At 65.5% G+C, this 22,635-nt stretch carries 18 protein-coding genes; 4 read left to right on the forward strand and 14 right to left on the reverse strand.

All coding sequences use genetic code 11. From position 1 onward, the window contains the following. Positions 1-174: 174 nt before the first annotated feature. From ACF07D_RS10235 to hflX, 4 genes are all read right to left on the reverse strand, one after another. Positions 175-1,065, reverse strand: coding sequence for a methylenetetrahydrofolate reductase (locus ACF07D_RS10235; protein WP_391504837.1), 891 nt, complete (start codon positions 1,063-1,065; stop codon positions 175-177). Next, on the reverse strand, positions 1,062-2,267 hold the full coding sequence (locus ACF07D_RS10240) for a hypothetical protein (RefSeq protein WP_391504838.1): 1,206 nt from the start codon (positions 2,265-2,267) through the stop codon (positions 1,062-1,064). The genes ACF07D_RS10235 and ACF07D_RS10240 overlap by 4 nt, the downstream gene beginning before the upstream one ends. After that, complete coding sequence (metE, locus tag ACF07D_RS10245) at positions 2,267-4,585, reverse strand: 5-methyltetrahydropteroyltriglutamate--homocysteine S-methyltransferase (protein WP_391504839.1); 2,319 nt, start codon at positions 4,583-4,585, stop codon at positions 2,267-2,269. The genes ACF07D_RS10240 and metE overlap by 1 nt, the downstream gene beginning before the upstream one ends. A 163-nt stretch (positions 4,586-4,748) precedes the next feature. Next, complete coding sequence (hflX, locus tag ACF07D_RS10250; RefSeq protein ID WP_391504840.1) at positions 4,749-6,353, reverse strand: GTPase HflX; 1,605 nt, start codon at positions 6,351-6,353, stop codon at positions 4,749-4,751. Positions 6,354-6,444: 91 nt separating this feature from the next. Between hflX and ACF07D_RS10255 the strand changes: the two genes are divergently transcribed. Further along, complete coding sequence (locus ACF07D_RS10255; protein ID WP_391504841.1) at positions 6,445-7,086, forward strand: class I SAM-dependent methyltransferase; 642 nt, start codon at positions 6,445-6,447, stop codon at positions 7,084-7,086. Between the two features lie 107 nt (positions 7,087-7,193). Further along, positions 7,194-9,878 carry a LuxR C-terminal-related transcriptional regulator gene (locus tag ACF07D_RS10260; protein WP_391504842.1) on the forward strand — a complete coding sequence of 895 codons (2,685 nt, stop codon included), beginning with the start codon at positions 7,194-7,196 and terminating at the stop codon, positions 9,876-9,878. Positions 9,879-9,989: 111 nt separating this feature from the next. Here the strand turns inward: ACF07D_RS10260 and ACF07D_RS10265 are convergent, their stop codons facing one another. Beyond that, the gene (locus ACF07D_RS10265) at positions 9,990-12,521 is read right to left on the reverse strand and encodes a DUF11 domain-containing protein (protein WP_391504843.1); all 2,532 of its coding nucleotides are present in this window, start codon (positions 12,519-12,521) and stop codon (positions 9,990-9,992) included. 893 nt (positions 12,522-13,414) lie between these two features. Beyond that, the gene (dapF, locus tag ACF07D_RS10270; protein WP_391504844.1) at positions 13,415-14,290 is read right to left on the reverse strand and encodes a diaminopimelate epimerase; all 876 of its coding nucleotides are present in this window, start codon (positions 14,288-14,290) and stop codon (positions 13,415-13,417) included. Positions 14,291-14,440: 150 nt separating this feature from the next. Here dapF and ACF07D_RS10275 point away from each other — a divergent pair, with 150 nt between their 5' ends. Continuing rightward, a complete protein-coding gene (locus ACF07D_RS10275) occupies positions 14,441-14,773 on the forward strand; it encodes a PadR family transcriptional regulator (protein WP_119279009.1) in 333 nt (110 codons plus the stop codon). Continuing rightward, complete coding sequence (locus tag ACF07D_RS10280; protein WP_391504845.1) at positions 14,770-15,936, forward strand: permease prefix domain 1-containing protein; 1,167 nt, start codon at positions 14,770-14,772, stop codon at positions 15,934-15,936. The genes ACF07D_RS10275 and ACF07D_RS10280 overlap by 4 nt, the downstream gene beginning before the upstream one ends. 15 nt (positions 15,937-15,951) lie before the next feature. Here the strand turns inward: ACF07D_RS10280 and miaA are convergent, their stop codons facing one another. The 8 genes from miaA to pgsA all read right to left on the reverse strand — a co-directional run bounded on the left by miaA (position 15,952) and on the right by pgsA (position 22,595). After that, positions 15,952-16,893 (reverse strand): tRNA (adenosine(37)-N6)-dimethylallyltransferase MiaA, encoded by a 942-nt coding sequence (gene miaA, locus ACF07D_RS10285; protein ID WP_391504846.1) that lies wholly within the window; start codon positions 16,891-16,893, stop codon positions 15,952-15,954. Position 16,894: 1 nt separating this feature from the next. Next, a complete protein-coding gene (gene miaB / locus ACF07D_RS10290; protein WP_391504847.1) occupies positions 16,895-18,436 on the reverse strand; it encodes a tRNA (N6-isopentenyl adenosine(37)-C2)-methylthiotransferase MiaB in 1,542 nt (513 codons plus the stop codon). Between the two features lie 46 nt (positions 18,437-18,482). Next, on the reverse strand, positions 18,483-19,382 hold the full coding sequence (locus ACF07D_RS10295) for a regulatory protein RecX (RefSeq protein WP_391504848.1): 900 nt from the start codon (positions 19,380-19,382) through the stop codon (positions 18,483-18,485). A 2-nt stretch (positions 19,383-19,384) separates the two neighbouring features. Next, positions 19,385-20,458 carry a recombinase RecA gene (recA, locus tag ACF07D_RS10300; protein WP_119279020.1) on the reverse strand — a complete coding sequence of 358 codons (1,074 nt, stop codon included), beginning with the start codon at positions 20,456-20,458 and terminating at the stop codon, positions 19,385-19,387. A 248-nt stretch (positions 20,459-20,706) separates the two neighbouring features. Then, entirely contained in the window at positions 20,707-20,928 is a 222-nt protein-coding gene (locus ACF07D_RS10305) for a DUF3046 domain-containing protein (protein WP_391504849.1), read from the reverse strand. A gap of 6 nt (positions 20,929-20,934) precedes the next feature. Continuing rightward, positions 20,935-21,258: a helix-turn-helix domain-containing protein gene (locus ACF07D_RS10310; RefSeq protein ID WP_121072937.1), complete on the reverse strand. Its 324-nt coding sequence runs from the start codon at positions 21,256-21,258 to the stop codon at positions 20,935-20,937. A 208-nt stretch (positions 21,259-21,466) separates the two neighbouring features. Then, complete coding sequence (locus tag ACF07D_RS10315; RefSeq protein WP_119279027.1) at positions 21,467-21,997, reverse strand: CinA family protein; 531 nt, start codon at positions 21,995-21,997, stop codon at positions 21,467-21,469. Then, the gene (pgsA, locus tag ACF07D_RS10320; RefSeq protein ID WP_391504850.1) at positions 21,990-22,595 is read right to left on the reverse strand and encodes a CDP-diacylglycerol--glycerol-3-phosphate 3-phosphatidyltransferase; all 606 of its coding nucleotides are present in this window, start codon (positions 22,593-22,595) and stop codon (positions 21,990-21,992) included. Before pgsA ends, ACF07D_RS10315 begins: the two co-directional genes overlap by 8 nt. Positions 22,596-22,635 lie beyond the last annotated feature (40 nt).

Raw genomic sequence — 22,635 nt, forward strand, 5'->3', positions numbered from 1 at the left:
GCCTCACAAAAAAGGGGGCCTGCAACTTGCAGGCCCCCCAACGGTCAACAATCTACCTCACCATCCACCACCGAATCAAGCGACGAACGTATTCCAATTGCCGAGATGTTATGTACTCCATGAATTCAAGGCTTGATTGGCATTCTCCGCGCACGTGCGGGCACAGCCGGCGGGCTATGAGAGCAGGTCGAGCTCGCTGAGCACAGCGAGCACCTGCTCGTGCCTGTTGAAGGTGTACAGGTGAATCGACGGGGCGCCGCCGGCGAGCAGCTCGCGGGCAAGGTTGATCGTATGCTCGACACCGAGCTCAGGGGCGTATCCCCCGGCTTCCTCCATGGCGTGTTCGAGACTGGTGGGCGCGGGCCGCCCCGCGAGTGATGCCACCTTGCGCAGCTGACCGCTTGTCGAGACCGGCATGAGCCCAGGAAGCAGTGGCATCTGCAGCCCCGCGTCACGTGCCGCGTCAGCGAAGCTCAAGTACTCGTCGGCGTGAAAGAACAGCTGCGTGATCGCGAACTGGGCGCCTGCCGCCTCCTTCGCGAGCAGCCAGTCAATGTCAGCCGCCTGGCCCCGAGAGAGCGGGTGGCCGTTCGGGTACGCCGCGACCGCGGTGCGGCCGACGCTCGTGAACGCCGGGCGCTCAGCCCGTGCCTCAGCGATGAGCTGGGTGAGCTCCAGCGCGCTCAGCGATCCGGCTACCTCGGGGCTCGACTCATCGAGTCCGCGCGGCGGGTCTCCACGCAGGGCGAGAAAGTCGTGGATCCCTGCGTCCATAATGCGGTGGATAGTCTCACGGATGGTCTCACGAGACTCTCTCACTGTCGTCAGGTGCGCGAGCGGCAGCGCGTCCGTGTGCTCCCGGAGATAGGCGAGCAGGTCGAGTGACGCGTCGCGGTGTGACCCATTCGCGCCGTACGTGACTGAGATGAAGTCGGGTCCGACCGCTGACAGGTGCTGCACCGAGTTGCCAAGCGCGAGCGCAGCAGCGCCCGACCGTGCGGGGAACACTTCGAACGAGAACCGCGCGCGGGTCGGCGCACTCCCCGTGAGCAGGGTCGCGTTCACAGTGCACCCCCAATGACCTGCGCCGGGCCTGCAAGTTCCGCCGCCGCGAGCTCGGTGCCGCGGACGCGTGCTGCGAGCTTCGCGAACGCCACGTCCCGCGCGTAGTCAGGTGAGCCGTGGCGTGGCTTCTCGTCGATGAGGTACGGCGAGAAGCCGCAGTCGTCGGTAGACCCCAGGAGCTCGGGAGGCACGAACCGGGCCGCCCGCACGAGCTGGTCGCGCACCTGCTCGGCGGTCTCGAGCTTCGGGTTCGTCGGGTTGGTGACGCCGAGGAGCACCCTGGGCGCTGCGCGCCCGGCCGCTTGGAGCGCGCCGATCTCCCTGCCGACAAGCCGGGCGACGCGATCCGGATCCTTCTCGCCAGCCGCCTGCACCAGAAAGTAGCCCGCCTCGATCTGAAACAGCTCGGGCAGCAGCTCTGCGTAGTCGACGTCGGCACTATGTGCTGAGTCGTTGTCGTTGCCGGGGCACGTGTGCACCCCGACCGCGCTCCGCTCGGCGTCGCCGAGTTCGTCAAGCACCCGGTTGAGTAGCTCGATAAACCCGGCGAGCGCTTGCGGCCCGGCCCAGGGGGCGCGAACGTCGCGGCGCAGCGCCAGCCGCCCCTCGGTAAAGTCAATCGAGACGCGGCTCGCTCCCGCCGCGAAACAGCGCCTGATGTCCTCGGCGCAGCCAGCAACAACGTCGCCGAGGAAGGCTTCGCGCGAGTAGTCACCGAGCCCCTCGTCGGGAATCGTGAGCGAGAGCATCGACGGTGAGATCACCGCCTGCTTCAACGGAAGATCGGTTTGGGCGCGGGCCGCCGCAACGTCGTCGGCCGCCCAGCTCTGGAACCGGAACGGCGCGGACGCGAGCCTCGGCACGACGCGGTGATGCCCGTCGGCGAACACTGCGAACACCGGCCCCGCTTCGACATCAGCTCCGGCGAGCGGGTAGCTCGCGAAGCTCTCGCGTCGCTGTTCACCGTCACTGACGATCGGCGACCCTGTCTCTGCGAGGCGTGCGAGCGTCTCCCGCACGGCAAGATCCTGCTCAGCTGCAAGTTCTTCGCCGGACGCCACACCGATCTCGGCGTCGAGCACCGCGCGCTGGAGGCGTGTGGGGCGCGGGAGGGAGCCGACCTGTTCGGTCGGCAGCCCCTCCGCAGGCCACGCAGGCACCCCGGCCGCGCCAAAGGCGGTGGCAGCCGCTGGGGCGGCCACTACGCCTCCGCGCGAACGGCCTTCGCGGCCAACACGAGGTTCGTGAGGCTTGCGACGGTCTCGTCATAGCCGCGCGTCTTCAGGCCGCAGTCGGGGTTCACCCAGAGCTGCTCGCCTGGGATGCGCTCAGCTGCGATCCTGATGAGCTCCGTCTGCTCTTCGACTCCCGGTACACGAGGCGAGTGAATGTCGTAGACGCCGGGGCCGATGCCGCGCGAGTAGCCGTGGTCACCAAGCGGCTGGACGACGTCCATGCGGCTGCGGGCAGCCTCAATCGACGTGACGTCAGCGTCGAGGCCGTCGACAGCGTCGATGATCTCGCCGAACTCCGAGTAACAGAGGTGCGTGTGGATCTGCACGCCGGCCTGAGCCCCGCCCGTCGCGAGCCTGAACGCACCGACTGACCAGTCGAGGTAGGCGGCCTGCCTGTCGCGGTCCAGCGGCAGCAGCTCCCGCAGCGCTGGCTCGTCGACCTGCACAATGTTGATTCCTGCCTCGACGAGGTCATCGATCTCGTCGCGAAGCGCGAGCGCGACCTGCGAGGCGGTGTCTCCCAGGGGCTGGTCATCGCGCACGAATGACCACGCGAGGATCGTGACGGGCCCAGTGAGCATGCCCTTCACCGGGCGGTCGGTGAGCGACTGCGCGAACTCCGACCAGCGCACAGTCATCGGGGCCGGGCGCGAAACGTCACCCCACAGGATCGACGGGCGCGTCGCACGGCTACCGTACGACTGCACCCAGCCGTGCTCGGTGACCGCGAAACCGTCGAGCAGCTCGGCGAAGTACTGGACCATGTCGTTGCGTTCAGCCTCACCGTGCACGAGCACGTCGAGCCCGATCTCCTCCTGCAACCGGATCACGCTCGTGATCTCGTCACGCAGGAAGCCTTCGTATGCGGCTTCGTCGATCTCACCGCGCACGAACGAGGCGCGTGCCTTGCGAATCTCGGGGGTCTGCGGGAACGAGCCGATGGTGGTTGTCGCGAGGTGCGGGATCCCGAGATCCTGCTGGGCTGTACGCCGATCTTCCTCAGTGACGCGGTTGCGGTCCGCGTCACCTGCCGCGGCCACTCGCGCGCGGATCGCGTCAATGCGCACACCCGGGGCGGCGTCGCGGTCCGCGAGCACCCTGTCGACCTCCGCGAGTTCGGCCTCGATCGCCTCGGCGCCATCGGACAGCCCGCGGGCGAGGATCGCGACCTGCTCGACCTTTTGGTCGGCAAACGCGAGCCACGACTGCAGCCGAGCATCAAGCTTCGTCTCGTCGCGCACGTCGTGTGGCACGTGCTGCAGGTTGTTCGAGGTGCCGACGACAGTGTCAATGCCTGCGTCGGTCAGCTGAGTCAGTTGCGCGAATGCGCTGCGAAGGTCGGTGCGCCAGATGCTTCGGCCGTCGACGACACCGGCAACCAGCTGCGTCCCGGCGAACGCCTTGGTGAGCGAGCCGTCCGCGAGCGCAGCTGCGGGGAGCGAGCCGCGCACGAGGTCTGTGTGCACAGCCTCAACCGGGAGCGCAGCGAGCCTCGTGAGCGCCGCGGCCGAATCGCCGTACGGCGCAGCGATCAGGATCCGGGGGCGTTGTGCAGCCCCACCCAGTGTCGCGTATGCGCGCTCGACAAGGCCCAGGGCTTCTTCCCGCGTCACGCGCAGCGAGTCGGAGACGACGGCGGGCTCGTCGAGCTGCACCCACGCGACGCCCGCTGCGGCGAGCGCCGCAAGAAGTTCTGCGTACACACCGACAAGGTCGTCGAGCCTGTCCGCGGGGTCAAACCCTTCAGCCGCCTCATCAGACGCCTTCGCGAGCAGCAGGTAGGTGACGGGGCCGACGAGCACGGGACGGGTCTCGATTCCCTGCGCCTGCGCCTCCTTAAACTGTTCGACGAGCGCAGCCGGGTTCGCTGCAAACTTGGTGTCTGCGTCGATCTCGGGCACGCTGTAGTGGTAGTTCGTGTCGAACCACTTCGTCATCTCGAGCGGCTGGTGCTCGGCGTCTCCACGTGCGAGCCTGAAGTAGGTGTCGAGATCTGATCCAGTCTGGGCGCCGAAGCGCTGAGGAATCGCGCCGACGGCGAGCGTCGCGTCAAGCACCTGGTCGTAGAAGCTGAAGCTCTCCGGGACCGCGCCGCCAGTTGCCGGGAGGCCAAGCTCCACAAGCCGGGCGCGGGTCGCCGCGCGCAGTTCCGCAGCTGTCTGCCGCAGCTCGGACTCCGAGATTCGCCCAGCCCAAAACGACTCGACGGCACGCTTGAGCTCACGGCGCCTGCCGATCCGCGGGTATCCGAGAATGGTCGCCTGTGGAAGTGGTGCAGCGGTCATGTTGGTCCTCCGTCGGGTACAGTGCGGTGCAGTTCACGGACGCCAGTTCGGGTCCGTCTGCTGCAAAAGTACCCGGCGGAATGACCCCAACCGGCCTGAATTTCACACTGTTACCGTGTGCGACGAAGTGTTACGTCACGGGTGCCGTGCCCGCGACTTTGAGCTATACGAGGTAGTCGTCGAGCTTGGCAAACATCTCTGGGGTGACGAGCGCGCGCACTCTCGTCCCAGCCTCGTCGTAGTCGAGCTCGAGCACACGGTTGCGTTCGTGCAGCTCGGCGACGAGGTCTCCCCTGTCGTAGGGGACGACGACTGTCACCTCGCGGTCAGGCGTCGGGATCGCCGCGTCGATGCGCGCCTTTAACTCTTCGAGGCCCTCGCCCGAGCGCGCAGAGACGAACACACCGTCGGGCACGAGACCGTGTAGCAACATGCGTCGGGACTCGTCGATCAGGTCAGCCTTGTTGAACGCGACGACCTCGGGGATGCCCTGCGCCTCGACCTCGGCGACAACGTCGCGGACTGTCGCGAGCTGTGCCTCGGGGTCTGGGTGAGATGCGTCGACAACGTGCAGGATCACGTCTGACTCCCCCACTTCCTCGAACGTCGAGCGGAATGCCTCGACGAGCTGGTGCGGAAGGTTTCTCACAAAGCCGACAGTGTCCACGTAGGTGAAGTCGCGGCCGTCTTGCGTTTCGGCGTGCCGCACAGCGGTGTCGAGCGTCGCAAACAGCTGGTTCTGCACGAGCTCTTGCGTGCCCGTGAGACGGTTCAACAGGCTCGACTTGCCGGCGTTCGTGTAGCCGGCGATCGCGACAGACGGCACCTCGCCGCGTTTGCGGTTCGCGCGCTTGGCGGCGCGAGCGGGCGCAAAGCCTGCGATCTGCTTGCGCAGCCGCGCCATTCGCGTGTTGATGCGGCGGCGGTCGAGCTCGATCTTCGTCTCACCGGGCCCACGCGATCCCATTCCGGCACCTGCCGCGCCCACCTGGCCGCCTGCCTGACGCGACATCGACTCGCCCCAGCCGCGCAGTCGCGGAAGCAGGTATTCAAGCTGGGCCAGCTCGACCTGCGCCTTGCCCTCACGACTCTTCGCGTGTTGGCTGAAGATATCGAGAATGACAGTCGTCCGGTCAATCACCTTCGCGTTCACCACGTCTTCAAGGGCACGCCGCTGGCTCGGGCCGAGCTCGTCATCCGCGATGACAGTGTCGGCGCCGAGTGCGCGCACGAGTTCGGCGAGCTCCTGGGCCTTACCCTTGCCAAAGTAGGTCGCCGGGTCAGGGTTCACGCGGCGTTGCAGGACGCCGTCGAGCACGGTTGCGCCCGCCGTTTCGGCGAGCGCGGCCAGCTCACGGAGCGAGTTCTCCGCGTCCTCGAGCGCGGCCTGAGCTGAATGCCCGCGGCCCGAGTTGTAGATGCCAATGAGCACGACGTTCTCGAGTCGGAGCTGCCTGTACTCAACTTCGGTGACGTCTTCGAGCTCGGTTGAGAGCCCCGCTACACGGGTCAGCGAGGCTCGGTCCTCGCGCTCCATCTGAATCCCGTGGTCATCGTCGTCGAGCGTGTCGTGGTCGGCGCTGCCGAGCGCCTGTGCGTCAGAGAGGTCGCGGATCACCGAAGCGCCCGCACCGGCGGCACGCCGGAGCACCCGCTCGAGCGGGTCAGTGACATCCTCGGCAGCCGCATCCAGGCGGTCGTCTTCTGCCTCGCCCTGCACTGCGTCCGTCACGGGTGCTGTGGTCTTGTCGTTCGTGAAATCACTCATGTGACTCCCAAGTGTACGTCGATCTTGTCCCCGCGGCACGGATGTTCGCTTCGGGCACGTGAAGCGCCTTCTGACTGGGATACTTGAGAGCGTGAATCAGCACTATTTCTCAGAGGCTCCGGCCGGCGACTTCACGCCGCGCGAGATCCAGGTCGAGCTTTCGGGGGCTTCCCGAACCGTGCTCACCGCAGGCGGTGTGTTCAGCCCTGACCACCTCGACCAGGGCACCGCTACGCTGCTCGCTGCCCTCCCCGATCTCACAGAGCTGGACACAGTTCGCGAGCCTGTGGAGTCCCACGCCGACACCCGCCCGATTCTCGACATCGGCTGCGGGTGGGGTCCGATCGCACTCGCGGCCGCACTCGATCACCGCGACCGCGAAGTGTGGGCAATCGACGTCAACGAGCGCTCGCGCGAGCTCACGCGCCGCAACGCCGAGCGCTTGGGCCTGACGAACGTCAGTGTCGCGGCTCCTGACGAAGTCCCGGCTGATCTCGCGTTCGCGGAGATCCGTTCAAACCCGCCGATCCGTGTCGGCAAGGAGGTACTGCACAGCATCCTCGAGGAGTGGCTGCCGCGCCTCATCCCCGGTGGCGCTGCCTATCTCGTTGTCGCGAAGCACCTCGGCGCTGACTCGCTGCAGAAGTGGATCGCGACGTCGTTCGAGGACTTCGATGTCGACCGCGCCGCACGCAAAAAGGGGTTCCACGTGCTGCGCGCAGTGCGCGGCTAGGGCCAAACAGGCACGCGCTCGGCTCGGGCACGGCAAATTGCTAACAAAGCGCCCCGATGCGGCGTATGATGCATGGCACATCATCCGGCAGGTTGAGGGGAGCCATCATGACCCCACAGTCGCTCAGAGGGGCGCCGCTTGCCACGTTGCGCAGTGCAGAACTGTCAGAGGCCGAGCGATCGATCAGCCGCCCGGGCGCCCTCCTGCTACTCGTCGGCGAACCCGGGGCGGGGAAACACGTACTCGCCAGGCAGTTGCTCGCGTCGATCCCCGAGCCACGACCCGCAGTCGTGGTGCTCAACGCATCGCCCACCATCCAGCCAATCCCGTTTGCGCTCATTAGGACAGTGCTACCGCACCAAGAGCAAACCGAAGCGCTCGACGCGGCTGCGGGCTACTCGGCGGTCGTTGCGGCCTGGCCTCAGCAGCACCCCGGCACCGTCATCCTCGTCGACGACGCAGACAGTGCGGATGATCTGAGCCTGCAGGTCATCGCGGCGCTGTGCGGTACCCCCGGGTACCGCGTGATCATCACGGCACGAGACCTCTCGGCGCTGCCGCTCCCAGTTCTGCAACTGCTCCGAGAACAGCCGGCATCAATCGTTGAGCTCACCCCCCTCACGCTCCCGCAGTCGACCGCTCTCATCAACCATTTGCTGTCCCCAGGCATGGTCGAGGCCGAGACTGGAACTCGCATCCATCGCGCGACGCTCGGCAACCCGCTCCACATCACTGAGCTCGTTGCCAGTTTGCTGCGCTCGGGAGCGCTCATGCATTTCGATGGCTTGTTCAGCTGGTCGGGCGGCGACGAGGCCACTATGTCACTGCCCGACTTTCTGATCAATGAGCTCTCGCGGGCCACCCCCGAGATCCGATCCGCTCTCCTCACCGTAGCGCTCGCGGAGCCGATTCCACTCTCGGCCCTGGCACGGCTCGGCGACATCGCGTCGCCAGCGGCGATCGACGAGCTCCTCGCACACCGCGTGCTCCGGTCAGACACGGCGGCTGATGGAACCCCGCTTGTGTGCACGAGCAACCAGCTCATTGGCGAGACCGTCCGCCAGGCAACGCCGCCGGGCGAGCGCATCACGTTGCTGCAGCGTATCGCCGACACGCTTCCCGGCGACCTTGAGCTCTCTCCAGCCGAGACGCTGCTGCGGAGCACGAGTGTCCTCCTCGACGCCGGACGTATTCCGCCACCGGAGATCCTCTGGAGCGCACTGACGGCAGCCCGCGCGACAAACAGCTACCGACTGACTGCGAGAATTGGGCGCATCCTCGGCAGCGACGCAACGCAGAGCGAACAGCAGCGCATCGTCGCGACAACCGCTCGGTTGACCGCCGCCAGACTCTCTGGGCTCCCGACGCTCCTTGACGAGGCCGATCTCCTTCGCGCGCCGGCTCCACGAGACAAGCCCTCCCGGCCTCACTCATTGGGCGACCCCATGATTTCCCTCGTTCCCACCCCGGGAGACTCACCCGACACCCTTCTGTCGCGAATCGACCTCGGCTTCGCCCGCGCAGATGTCCTGCTGTATCGGGACGACGACATTTCTGGGGCAACCAAGATCCTCGACGGGCTACTCGACGCATACCCCGACCCTGATTCTCCTGCGCATCTGCATGTCGTTGCTGGGAGCTACATTCGTTTGGCCTACGCCGGGAAATTCGCCGCAGCACGCGGCCTCCGGCTCGCACCGGGCGCGCCAACCAGAGCCCCCGAAGTGATACCCGTCGCTGGAGCCGACATCCTGATCGCGGGACAGGCGGGCCGGCTGCGGGAACTGCGAGCGGTCGCACGTCACGCGTTACCCGCCGCGCTCTCCCGTTCAGGGACATACCCGACAGCGGGCGGGGAAATCTTCGGGGCATTATTCATGAGCGAGATCCTCAACGGCCAGGTGAAGAGCGCCGAGCGGCTACACCGGGCACTCCTCCGAGCGGTCGCTCACCCGACGGCGGCCTACCGCGAGGGGACCGGGCTCGTTGGCGTTGTGACAGGCACGCTCGCACTCGCCCAAGGGCGCTGGGGGGACGCCGCCGCTGAGTTTGCGGCTTCGGCAGATGCGCTCAGCCGCAATGACGGCTCAGGGTTTCTCCCAGTATCACTCGCCGGAAGTGCGTTGGCGCTCGCGGCAAGTGGCCGCGCAGAGCACGCCTGGGAGGCAATCGCGCTGCTTGAGCAGACGCCGTTGCGCGCGAGCAGGATCGTCGAGGGCCCGATCCGGCTCGCAGCGGTCGCCGCACGATTCTGGCTCAACGATCCTGGCGCCAGAGACGCCGCGGACGCGCTCGCACGGTGGGCGCGGGAGCGCGCGCTCCATCTTGTTGAGCTGCGCGCGATTCACCTCGCAGGCGCGGCTCTCGTCCCACTGCCGAGCGGGGCTTGCGAACGCGCAGAGGCCCTCCACCAGGCGATCGGAACACAGTTCTCGGGTTCCTTGTGTTCGGCGATCCTCGAGCGACGCGGCGGCGGCCCAGTACAGGATTCCGCCGCCGGGCGACAGTTAGCGCGCCACGGAGTGCTCTCGCCACTTCGCTGGCGAGAGCCGCTCACGCCTCGAGAACGCGAGGTAGGGGGCCTCGCCGTACTCGGGTACTCGACGAAACTCATCGCGGCGACCCTTCGAATCTCCACCCGCACCGTCGAAACGCATCTCGCGCGCATTTTCACGAAGCTCGGAATCAACGACCGCGAGGGACTCGCCATCTCCCTTGAGCAACGCAGCGGTCTCTGGGAACCAACACAGTCGTCCGTGCTTCCAGAAAACACGGCACTCGCCGACAAGTAGGACACACGCCACACACAGTCCGAGGGGGGCCTGTGGCGCTCAACCCAGCATGCGGCCGGGCCCCGGTGATGAACCGGGTCCCGGCCGCGTTCCTTCCAATGCCGCGCGACGTTACTTCACTCCTTTCCTCATTCCAGGCCGCCGATGCAGCAGGGACAGGCCAGCGCCAGCCGCGAACAGTCCGATCGCGATCGCCCCGAGCGTGCCCAGGCCCGTACTGCCGGTCTCAGCGATCAGCACCGGTCGAGCCGCAGGCGCTGCTGGGGCCGCACCAGGAGCAACAGGCTTCGCGCCCGGCTGGACCGCGGGCACAACGCTCGGTGGCTCGGTGATCGACGGCCGCGCGTTGCAGTCAGGCGTTGCGGGAGGATAGACCGTCGTTGCGGCAGCCGTCGGATTGATCCGGATCTCGACCACCGTTTCACCGCGGAGGTTGTAGAACGGCGCCGCCGGATCCTCGAACCAGGTGCCGTCCGCCCGCTGGCTCCAGCCCGGCCAGCCGGTCGGGTTGCCCGCCGCGTCGACAGAAGCACCCGGCCACAGGACCTCACCACTCAGCGTGTCTCCGCTCTGCCAGCCTGCTGGGTACGCCAGCGTGTCAACCTTTGCGGCCCCGTCGGCGAGTATCGCAGCGTGGTCGGCGGCTGGAATGGAGGCGTCACGTGCCGCGTATGCCTCAGGGCTCCACCAGATAATCGAGATCGGCAGGCTATCTGGGTCGCTGATCCCGGCCGGTGTCACCGAGTAGGTAAACCACGGTGTGTCGTTCACACAGGCCGCAGCCCCAGTCACACCGACGCTGCGCACCGGGGTCTCAGCTTGGCCGCAGTCATTTCCAGGGTTGGTGTCGGAGGTGCTGTCACCGTCTGGCTCCTCCTCGCCGACGGTCTCGAACGTGCCTACATCACCGATGCCAGCCAATTGGAGGCCGGGTTCGACCTCGGGCGCAGCGCCGTCGCTTGAGACACACGCCGTGTTGACGACCTCACCGCTTGCGGGAGCAACCGTGACCATCGCGTCAAACTCGATACTTGCTTCACCGGTGAATGCGCCTGCAAAGCTCGCCGTCACCGTTTCGGCACCGCTCACCTCCCAGCCGTCGGAAGCAGATACTCCGCCAGCGAACACCAGCCCAGCAGGCAGCGTATCCGTCACAGTCGGATTCAGGGCACTATTGCTTCCGCTCCCGGTGACTGTGAGGGTGTACCTGATCAGGTCGCCGACCTCGGCCGCCCCATCAGCCGTCGTCGCGCTCTTCGCGAGGGCGAGGTCGAAATCGGCTTCTGGGCAGGGCTCCACCTCGACAGTGGCCTGCGCCGATGTCTCTCCGTAGCTCAGCGTCACCTGGTACTCGCCGGGGCCCGCAGTGTCGATCAGCACAGATCCCTCATCTCCGGTCCCCAATACTGTGCGAACCGGCCAGGAGATGCCATCTTTGCTCACCTGAAGGGAGTAGTTCTCTCCTGCGAGAGTGTCGTCGAAGAAGACCTCGAACTGCTCGGGAACGGTTCCGCCTGCCGCGAGGCACTGATCGACGACGATGCGAATCTCGGGTGCGGGCGGGTCGGGGCATGGCGTCACCGTCACCGATTCACTGCCAACCCCCTCATCGTCCTCAGCACCGACACGCGACACCGTCACCACGTACTCACCCTCGCCAGACAACGGAATCTCGACAACCGCAGTCGCCGCCGTCGCCTCGACAAGCGGCAACAGCGTCGGCACGCCACCGTCAATCGAGACGCTCACCCGATACGACTCCCCCGCAGTCAACGCGCCCAGGTTCGCCGTCATCACCGCAGGCACCTCGCCATCAGCAGCAACACACTGCTCGACCGCAAGCTCGACCGTCGGAGTCAGAAACTCGGTATCGGGAGTGCCAGGCGATTTACAGCCGTTGTTGTAGACCGCCTGACCAGCCTCATCCCAGTTCTGGCCCGGGAACTCGATCGTCTGCCCGTCTTCCTCATACGAGAACGGCGGGATGATGTCACGACCATCCTGATGACCAACATGACCGCGGAGCTGGCCCATCGTCGCCGGTGAGTTAAACACCCACTTGCCGTCAGCGCCGGTCGCGTGACAGATGCTCACGGGAGCAGGCTCCTCGGGTGGGTCGGGGCATGGCGTCACCGTCACCGATTCACTGCCAACCCCCTCATCGTCCTCAGCACCGACACGCGACACCGTCACCACGTACTCACCCTCGCCAGACAACGGAATCTCGACAACCGCAGTCGCCGCCGTCGCCTCAACAAGCGGCAACAGCGTCGGCACACCACCGTCCATCGAGACGCTCACCCGATACGACTCCCCCGCAGTCAAAGCCCCCAGGTTCGCCGTCATCACCGCAGGCACCTCGCCATCAGCAGCAACACACTGCTCGACCGCAAGCTCGACCGTCGGAGTCAGAAACTCGGTATCGGGAGTGCCAGGCGATTTACAGCCGTTGTTGTAGACCGCCTGACCAGCCTCATCCCAGTTCTGGCCCGGGAACTCGATCGTCTGCCCGTCTTCCTCATACGAGAACGGCGGGATGATGTCACGACCGTCCTGATGACCAACATGACCATTGAGGTCACCGCTCTTCGCTGGCTCGTTCGTCACCCACTTGCCGTCGGCACCGGTTGCGTGACAGATCACGACAGCGTCCTTCACATTGCGCGCCTGCGGCGAAGACTCGCTTCGCTCGGCCGGTGGAGTTGCAGCCGAAGTTCGTTGATCCTGCGCACCGGGTGTTCTCGGTGCCGCAGCACCAGACTCATCCGCGGCACTGGGTGTTGGAGCTGGGGCCTCGGCCACCGCCGCTTCAGGGGCGGGCGGCGCAGGTTGTGCCGGCGCTGCCTCGGCAACTGGCTCGGGCGCCGGAGCCGGGACTGGCGCGACCACCGGTTCAGGCGCTGGCGCGGGGGCCGCGCTTTGCTCAACCGGAGGGGCCGGCGCGGGGGCCGGCTGCTCTGGCGGTGGCGCCGCGGGAGCCGCTGCCGGCGTCGCTGGAGTTGAGACAGCGGCGGTGCTGTCCGGAGCATCAGCGGGAGCTGTCGCGTCGTCCGCGAATGCCGCCAGCGGTGCTGGGCCGAGGGTGAGTGCCACGGCAGAAAGGAGAACAAGCCAGAACCGGCCTGTTCCTGGATTCGCGCTATACCCACCGGGTTCTCGGCGAGTTTTCTGGAACATAATCGGGACCCGATTCACTCACGGGAGCGCGCCCGGCGCCCCCGATGCCAAGCGGGGTAAGCGGTTGAGACGCGTGCCCCGGCGCGGGGCCCGACGGGCCTCTCGCCACCACCCGTCGATGGATCGCATCATTGCGGCACCGCTGGGAAGATATGAGCAGATTAGGTTTTGGGCGCGCTGAAGCACATCCGTAGAAACTACGTACCGGGTCGAGACGTTTAGGCTTCCGTAGCGCTGAGACTCGGATGTGGTCGGGGCGACTCAGCGCGGCGCGCACTCGGTTGACCCCGAGGTGACCCGAGGGAGGTGCATTCGCGAGCGCAGTGCAGGTCGCGAATGTACCGAAGTGAGCTCTTCGGCTATGGCAGTTCGACGGTCCCGCTGTAGACGAGCTCGGCAGGGCCTGAGAGCGACACGTGCTCGCCCTCTTCTGTCGCAAACATGCGTATGCCGAGCTTGCCCCCGGGGACCTCGACGCTCCAGCTGTTCGGCATCTGCTCGCCGCCCCAGTGGCGGAACGCGAGGGCTGCCGCAGCCGCGCCAGTGCCGCACGACAGCGTTTCGCCGACGCCCCGCTCAAAGACGCGCATGCGGATATGCGCGACCCCGTTCTTCAGGAGTGGTTCGGAGGGCACGACGAATTCGACGTTTGCGCCACCAGCAGGGGCCGGATCAAGCGCCGGATCGCTCACCAGCCCGAGCCCATCAAGTTCAGCATCGTCGGCGAGCACTGCCACGACGTGCGGGTTGCCAACGTCGATGCCGAGGCCAGGGCGCGGCACTGCGAGACCCGTCGCCGCGACAAGGCGTTCGGGAGCGAGCCGCCACCGCCCAAGGTCGACGGTGTAGCCCGACGCGCCGATGAGCACGTCGCGAACTCCCGCACGCGTGCCGAGCGGGAGCGTGTCGCTTCGTTCCGGCGAGACGAGCCCCTCAGAGATCAGGTAGTGCGTGTAGACGCGCACACCGTTGCCGCACATCTCTGCGACGGTGCCATCGGCGTTCCAGTAGTCCATGAACCACTCAGCCTCGGGCTCCACCGCAAGAATGTCGGCCCCCTCAGGGATCGCACGGGAGCGGACCGCACGGATCACGCCGTCGGCGCCGATTCCGAATCGACGGTCACAGAGGAACTTGACACGCTCGGGTGTGAGGTCAACCTCGCCATCAGGATCAGTGAAGAGCACAAAGTCGTTCCCCGTTCCGTGACCCTTGGTAAATGTGAGTGCGGTCATGGGTGACTCCTTCAGGGCGCTAGCAGAGGTTGTGAGGAATACGCTACCGCATACGCTCCCGCAAAACGCTTGACGTACTACGCGTCACGTAGTACGTTTGGTGACCTACGGCGCCTGCACACGCGCCATCAACAGGGAAAGGAGGCGCGCATGATCGGTGCCGATGCAATCCGCGGCTACGTCGACCTCATGGTGCTCTCCCTGCTTCGGACCCGCCCGTCGTACGCGTACGACCTCGCGCAACAGATCGCCACGGTCGCAGGCAACGACTACTCAATCAAGCAGACAACCCTGTATTCAGCGGTGAAGCGCCTTGAGGTCGCGGAACTCGTCACCTCGTTCGCTGGCTCATCGGACTCCGGCAAACCCCGCACCTACTATCAGATCACCCAGGCCGGACTGTCTCACCTCGAGGAGAAACTCGCGGAGTGGGAGATCACGAAGTCCGTCGTCGACCGTTTTGCCAAAGGAGCGTCCTCGTGAACGTCATCATCTCGTACCTGGACACTATGTTCGCCGGATATCCAGCAAGCCCCCGGCTCGTCGAAGCCCGCGCCGAGCTGCAGGCGATGATGGAGGACGCCTACGCCGCCGCGAAGGCGGACGGGATGTCTGAGAACGAGGCCGTCGGAAAGGTCATCACCGAGTTCGGCAACCTCGACGAACTCGCACCCGTTCTAGGCATCACGCGCGAGCTCGCACCCCCTGTCTCATCAAGCCCCCAGGCCACAACCACCCCCGCGCACCCTGCGCTACCAGGTTCAGGGCCACAGACACCACTCCCAGGGCAGCCCGCTGACGGGCAGACTGGCCCTGCCTATGCGCAGCAGCACGGGGATGCCCAACTCCCCGCGCAGGCCGCTTCGCAGCCAAGACCGCCGCGCGAGCACGCCCCGCTCGGTCTTGCCGAGACACAGGCCTACACGACGCTGCGCGAGACCGTCGACGAGAAGCTCGGTCTTGGCGTCTCCCTGCTCGTCTTCGCGATGGCCCCGCTCATTGCAGTCACGACGACAGCCGAGGCACTATGGAGCGGCGGTGCCTACAACGTTGCCGTGTTCGTCGGCATCATGGCGACCGTCGCCCTCATCGCGTGCGGCGTACTCGTGCTCGTCGGTAGGGCACAGCGCCTGTCACAGTTCGCCCGCATCGAGCGTGGACATTTCTCGCCGCAACCCGACTCAATCAAGTTCGCAACTGACCTTGCAGCTACACATTCACAGGCGCGGACAGGCAAGCTGCAGATCGCCATTGGGCTGTGGATCTTCGCGTTCGCGCCGATCTTGGCCGTCACGATCCTCCCCGACGGCTGGAGCGGAGTCGCGGTGAGCGGCGCCCTCACACTCGTCGCCCTCGGCCTCCTCATTTTTCTCCCCGCGAACTGGGCAGCGAGCGCCGCCGACCGGATCACCCGCGAGGGCAGTATTACTGCCGACGGCACCCCAGTCGACGACGAGGAGCACAGCATCGTTGGCGTGATCGCGAGCTTCTACTGGCCACTCGTCACCCTGGGATACCTCGCATGGAGTTTCATCGGCAACGCCTGGGGGACGTCGTGGATCGTCTGGCCGATTGCTGGTGTGCTCTTCGGCGCGATTGCTGCAGGCTTCGGGTCGTGGGAGTCGTACCGCGCCTCGAAGCGCTAAGCAGCGTTACTCCGCTTACGAGCTCACCGCGACAATCTCGTCGAGGGCGCTCAGATCGCGCCCAGCTGTCTGATCGATCCAGGCCGCGTTCGGGTAGCGCTTGAACCAGCTGACCTGCCTTCTCGCGTAGCGCCGCGTGAGTGCCTGCGTCTCTGCGATCGCCTCATTCTCGGTGAGGTCTCCCGCAAGTTGCGCGAGCGCCTGCGCGTAGCCAATCGCCCGGCTCGCAGTCTTCCCCTCGGCGAGGCCCTGCGGCAGTAGCCCTCGAACCTCATCGAGCATGCCACTCGCCCACATCCCCCGCACCCGCGCGTCGAGGCGCTCGGTCAGCACACCGCGCTCGCAAGCGATGCCGAGAATATGGGTGCGATCGTGGCCCGCCCCTGCGCGCCAGAGCACCGGATCGCTGGGGAGCGTGACCATCGCACCGCCACCGAGCAACGCAACCTCGAGCGCGCGAATGACGCGCCTCGGATTTCGGCGATCGACGGCAGCGGCGACTGCAGGATCGAGGTCGCTCAGCCTTGCAACGAGCGGCTCGATGCCGGCTGACTCGTACTCCCCCTCAAGCGCAGCGCGCGTCGCGGCGTCACGCGGAGGAAACTGAAAGTCGAAAACCACGCTCGATACGTAGAGCCCAGATCCACCGACAAGGATGGCGTCTCCCCCCTGCTTGAGGATCGCGCTGATCGCGGCCCGCGCATCGGGCTGATACCGCGCGACCGTCGCCTCCTCACGGGGTTCGAACACGTCGAACATGTGGTGCGGGATCCCGCGCCGCTCGGACGCCGGAAGCTTCGCCGTGCCAATATCCATGCCGGCGTACAGCTGCATGGCGTCAGAGTTCACAATCTGCGCGGGCACCCCGCGAGCTGCACCAAGTCGCTCGGCAAGATCGAGCGCGGCTTCAGACTTCCCGGTGCCTGTCGCTCCGACGATCGCCCAGAGCGCTCCCACCTCAGGTTCCGATGCGAAGTGTCGGGAGCCCCAGGTTCACGGCGCGGCCAGCCCCCTGGGTTGCGTTGCCAGTTGCGGGAACACCACAGCTCTCTGCCTGCCTGCGATCCCATGCATCGCCCGCGCGGGTCCGGCGCACCGAGAACCCTACGGTTTCGTCGGCGATGATGAAGTGCGGAGCGGCCGAGGTCACCGTTGTCGTCACCATGTCGCCGGGACGCGGCTCCTCAGCCCCCTCCGGGACGACAAAGTGAACAAGACGGTTGTCGGCTGCACGACCCGACATGCGCCTCGTGGAACCGTCCTTGCGGCCCTCGTTCGCCGAGACCAACACCTCGACCGTTTTCCCGATCTGCGCCTGATTCTCTTCAAGCGAGAGTCGCTCTTGCAACGCTTGAAGCCGCTCGTAGCGCTCCTGCACGACCGCCTTCGGGATCTGATCCTGCATCGTTGCCGCGGGGGTGCCGGGCCTGATCGAGTATTGAAAAGTGAACGCGCTCGAGAACCGCGACTGCTCAACAACACGCAACGTATCCTCGAAGTCCTCGTCGGTTTCCCCGGGGAACCCGACGATGATGTCGGTCGTGATGGCCGCGTTCGGGATCCGCTCACGCACCGCATCGAGGATGCCGAGGAAGCGCTTGGACCGGTACGAGCGACGCATGGCCTTGAGCACGGTGTCTGAGCCCGACTGCAGCGGCATGTGCAGCGACGGCATGACATTGGGTGTCTCGGCCATTGCCGCGATCACGTCGTCAGTGAACGCTGCCGGGTGTGGGCTCGTGAACCGAACTCGCTCGAGCCCCTCGATGTCACCCATCGCACGCAGCAGCTTGCCGAACGCCTGCCTATCGCCAAACTCGACCCCGTAGGTGTTGACGTTCTGGCCAAGGAGCGTGACCTCCACCGCGCCGTCATCGACAAGCGCCCGCACTTCAGCGAGAATCTCGCCGGGTCGCCTGTCCTTCTCCTTGCCGCGGAGCGACGGGACGATGCAGAACGTACAAGTGTTGTTGCACCCGACCGAGATCGATACCCAACCGCTCGACGCCGAGTCGCGTTTCGTCGGCAACGTCGACGGAAACACCTCGAGCGCCTCGAGGATCTCGACCTGCGCCTCGGAGTTGTGCCGGGCACGCTCGAGGAGCGTTGGCAGCGACCCCATGTTGTGTGTACCAAATACCACATCAACCCAGGGCGCCTTCTCGACGATCTCGCCCTGATCCTTCTGCGCAAGGCAACCACCAACGGCGATCTGCATTCCTTCGCGCTCTCGCTTCACACTGGCGAGCATCCCGAGGTTACCGTAGAGCTTGTTGGCGGCATTCTCGCGGACCGCGCAGGTATTGATCACAATGACGTCGGCGTCTTCAGCGTCGACCGCAGGAACGTACCCCGCAGCCTCGAGCGCCCCAGACATCCGCTCGGAGTCGTGCACATTCATCTGGCATCCGAGGGTGCGCACAGTGTAGCTCCGGGCCGACCCATCGGGGCGGACCGCTGCTGGCGACGGCTCGATCTTCACTGCTTCGACGGTAGGCATAGCAACGATTCTACCCGCGCCGGCCACCGAGCAAGAATCCGCTGGATCAGCGGAACCTGACCGAGCCGCGGCCTCCGCCAGCGCTGCGCGCGACGCCGTCGAGTGCATCTTTCGCGGCGCGGGTCGCTCGTTCGCCCGACCAACCACGACGGGCGAGAAAGCCGAGCAGGCGGCGCTCGGCGGTTTGACGATCGAGCCCGACCATTCGCCTGGCGCGATCGCTCGCGGTCTGGCGCAGCAGTTCCATTTCTTCTTCGTCGTCGAGGTCGGCAAGCGCGCTCTCGATTGCGGCGTCCGGGAGGTGCCGCTCGCGCAGTTTCTGTCTGATACGCGCTTTGCTTTCGCCCTTGGCGTCGCGCAGCTTGGTCGCGACCGCGGACGCGAGATCAGTGTCGTCGAGGTAGAGCGACTCCGTGCACTTCGCCACTGCCTCTTCGGCGTCGATCTCGGGGTGGCCAGCCGAGACAAGGGCGCGGTGCAGCTCACCCGTCGAGAGTGGCTTGCGCGCAAGGAGCTTCACTGCGGTCTCGTACGCAGTGGGACCGTCGGCAGAGTCGCCGCTTCGGGCGGCGTCTACCCCGCCCCTATGCTCGCCAAGCTCGGCGTCCGGGGCTTCGCCATTCGCCGTCACCAAGGCGCGGCTGGCAGCATCGAGGCGAATCAGCCCCGGTCCCGTCCAGCCGGCACCATCCGACTCGCCCGAGTCGATCTGACCTGAATCACCAGGGCCCGAGCCAGAGCGACCCGGATCGGCATGGACGCCCAGCCGAGCTGCGCCTCGCGGCTCAGTCGTAGCACTCGCCGGGAGACTCGGTTCAGCTTCTGCCCCAGCAGGCTCCGGCCGCCGGAGCCTGCTGCGGAACTCGATCACCTCGGCGAGGTCGCCCCGATCCTCCCGCTGCGGCGTTGGCCGCTCCTCGGGAGGAGGAAGAAACCTGACAGCCATTGTTAGGCGCTCGCAGCGAGCTGCTCGCCCTTGTCATCAGCTGCCTTCGTCTCGGGAGCCGGAGCCTCCTCCTCAGAACGGCCGTTCACGCCGAGCTTGGTGAGGATCTTCTCCTCGATCTCCAGAGCAATGTCTGGATTCGCGATAAGGAAGCGGCGCGCATTCTCCATGCCCTGCCCCAGCTGGTCTCCGTCGTAGGTGTACCAGGCGCCGCTCTTCTTCACGAGGCCGTGTTCCACGCCGTAGTCGATAAGCGAGCCCTCACGCGAGATGCCCGTACCGTAAAGAATGTCGAACTCTGCCTGCTTGAAAGGCGGAGCCATCTTGTTCTTGACGACCTTCACTCGGGTACGGTTGCCCACTGCATCCTGGCCGTCTTTCAGGGTCTGAATGCGTCGAATGTCGAGACGAACCGACGCATAGAACTTGAGCGCCTTGCCGCCAGAGGTCGTCTCTGGGCTCCCGAAGAAGACGCCAATCTTCTCACGCAGCTGGTTGATGAAGATCGCGGTTGTTTTCGTCGAGTTCAGGCTGCCGGTGATCTTGCGCAGCGCCTGAGACATCAGTCGCGCCTGCAGGCCGACATGGCTGTCTCCCATGTCGCCGTCGATCTCAGCCTTCGGCACGAGCGCCGCCACCGAGTCGACGACAACAAGGTCGACTGAGCCCGAGCGAATCAGCATGTCGGCAATCTCGAGCGCCTGCTCGCCGGTGTCTGGCTGCGCGACGAGGAGGGCGTCGATGTCGACGCCGAGCTTCTGCGCGTAATCGGGATCGAGCGCGTGCTCCGCGTCGATGAAGGCCGCAATGCCGCCCGCGCGCTGTGCGTTCGCGATTGCATGCAGTGTCAGCGTTGTCTTACCCGAAGACTCGGGGCCGTAGATCTCAATAATGCGGCCGCGAGGCAGTCCGCCAATGCCGAGCGCAACGTCAAGTGCAACCGAACCTGTCGGGATAACCTCAACCGCCTGACGTTCCTGGCTACCCATGCGCATGATCGCGCCCTTGCCGAACTGGCGATCAATGAGGGCAAGGGCCGACTCGAGTGCCTTTTCGCGATCTTTTGCTGCTGCCATGATGACTTCCTTCGTATTCGCGCGGACAAAACCGCTGAGTTACTGCCTACCGACTGTCACGACACCGGGACGGTGCTGACAAGGCTGGGTAATTCCCTAACTCAGACCCTAGATCGGGCCTCCGACATTGAAGCTCGGAGGCGCCGATCAGCGGGGACTGCGTTGCAGTTCACTACCTGTGGACGAAGATAACACTCTTCGAACACATATTCGAATACGGCGCGACGGCGTGTCGCGCAACAGCTCAATTACTCCCTCGGGTCGGCAAGTCCGCGGCCATGCCGCCGAGGCTCGGGCACCTCGAATTCGACGCAGAGCGCCTCCCAGACGACGCGTGGCTCGACCCCCCGGTCCAACGCCTCATCCGGCGTGGACCCAAGCGCGGCGAGCCAATAGTCGCGCAGGAGCACTCCTGAATGAGCCTCCCCGAATTCCTCGGCAACGGCAGCGCGAAAGGCGCGGTGACGCATAACCTACTATCGCGAAACGAGTTCCGAGCCGTAGCCAGAAACCAGCTCGACAGGAACGGTATCCGGCACGCGGCTCTGCATTGGCAGCGACAACCCCTCAACGATTGCGAGACGCTCGCTCACCTCGCCGAGAATGACGGAAAGTGGAGTGTCTAGCGCATCTGCAACCGCGGCGAGAATCTCACTCGACGCTTCCTTCTGCCCGCGCTCAACCTCACTGAGGTATCCGAGCGCAACACTTGCGTCACCCGCAACCTGCCGGAGGGTGCGCCCCTTCTGCAGACGGAAGTCGCGAAGCACATCACCAATTTCTTGACGTACTAGCAGCATGTGCAACCTCCTCGAATCTGCACGACCCTACGGTCGTGCATGTAACCTTACCCGGCAAACGCCGATTCGGCACTTGCCGTCACATGTTGTGACACTGTGAACAACCAAGAGACTATCTGTTCTATTCCCTGAATCCCCTGAACCTGAGTCGACCTAACTCAGGTTTTTGGAAATTCTCAGGTTGTTCCATGAAACCTGAACGTGATTCCTAGTCGAGAGAACGCAGATACTCGAGCACAAGCAAGAGCGCCGCCACCAGCGCAGCGCCTCGAACTTCTTCACGGGTCTCTCCCGGGGCTGCTACGAGTTCAGCCTTGGTGCCGCCCTCCGTACTGATCGCGACCCACACTGTACCGGCAGGCTGCCCTGTCTGCGGGTCTGGATCTGGGCCTGCGACCCCCGTCGTGGCGACACCGATCGACGCCGGCACCGGTCCAGCCACCCCGTCAGCCGAGGAAATAGCGCACGCAGACCGGACACCGATCGCCATCTGCCGAGCGACTTCGGCATCAACAGGACCGCGATCCCGCAGGAGCGCCTCATCAACGCCCAGGATCGCAGCTTTCAGCCTCGTGTCGTAGGCAACGACTCCCCCACTGAAGGCCTGTGATGCGCCAGGGATCGCTACGAGTGCTGCGGCAAGCAGCCCGCCCGTCAATGACTCTGCCGTAGCAATACGCTCCCCCGAGCTCGTCGCGCGTGCAACGATCTCCTCGGCGAGTGCGAAAGTGTCAGACATTGCGAGCGGCGGCCCCCCTGCCGCGCACGTAGGCAACGACGTAGTCTATTCCGCTCACCACTGTGAGAATCACGGCGATCGTCATGGTGACAATGTTCACCCAGGTGAACACCGCGCCGGCCGCGCCTTCAAGGTGCGCGAGCGGTGTGAGCGCGAGCGCGATCGCGACGGACTGCGCGACGGTCTTGAGCTTGCCCATCCAAGCTGCAGCGACGACAACGTCGCTCACGATCATGAGGCGGTGAATCGTCACACCAATCTCTCGGACAAGAACGACGATAACTACCCACCAGGGCAGCTCGAGCAAGATCGCGAGACCGACGAGCGCTGCACCAGTGAGCGCCTTGTCTGCGATCGGGTCGAGCAGTTTGCCGAGGTCAGTGATGAGACCGCGCGAACGCGCAAGGTAGCCGTCAAGGGCGTCAGTCGCTATCGCAATCACGAAGAAAGCCGCGGCGCCCCAGCGCATGGCTACGCTGTCCCCTGAGGCAAGCAGGAGCCAGAGAAAGAATGGCGTCGCAACGATTCGCGCAGCCGTGATGATGTTCGGTGCGTTCCAGTTGCTCGGCTTCACGTCGCCAGCCTGCTGATTGCTCATGCGCCCACTCTACCGGGGGCGCGGTCCGCGAAGCGGGACG

The sequence above is a fragment of the Leucobacter sp. NPDC015123 genome (genome assembly GCF_043080205.1).
GTDB classification, from domain to species: Bacteria; Actinomycetota; Actinomycetes; order Actinomycetales; family Microbacteriaceae; genus Leucobacter; species Leucobacter aridicollis_A.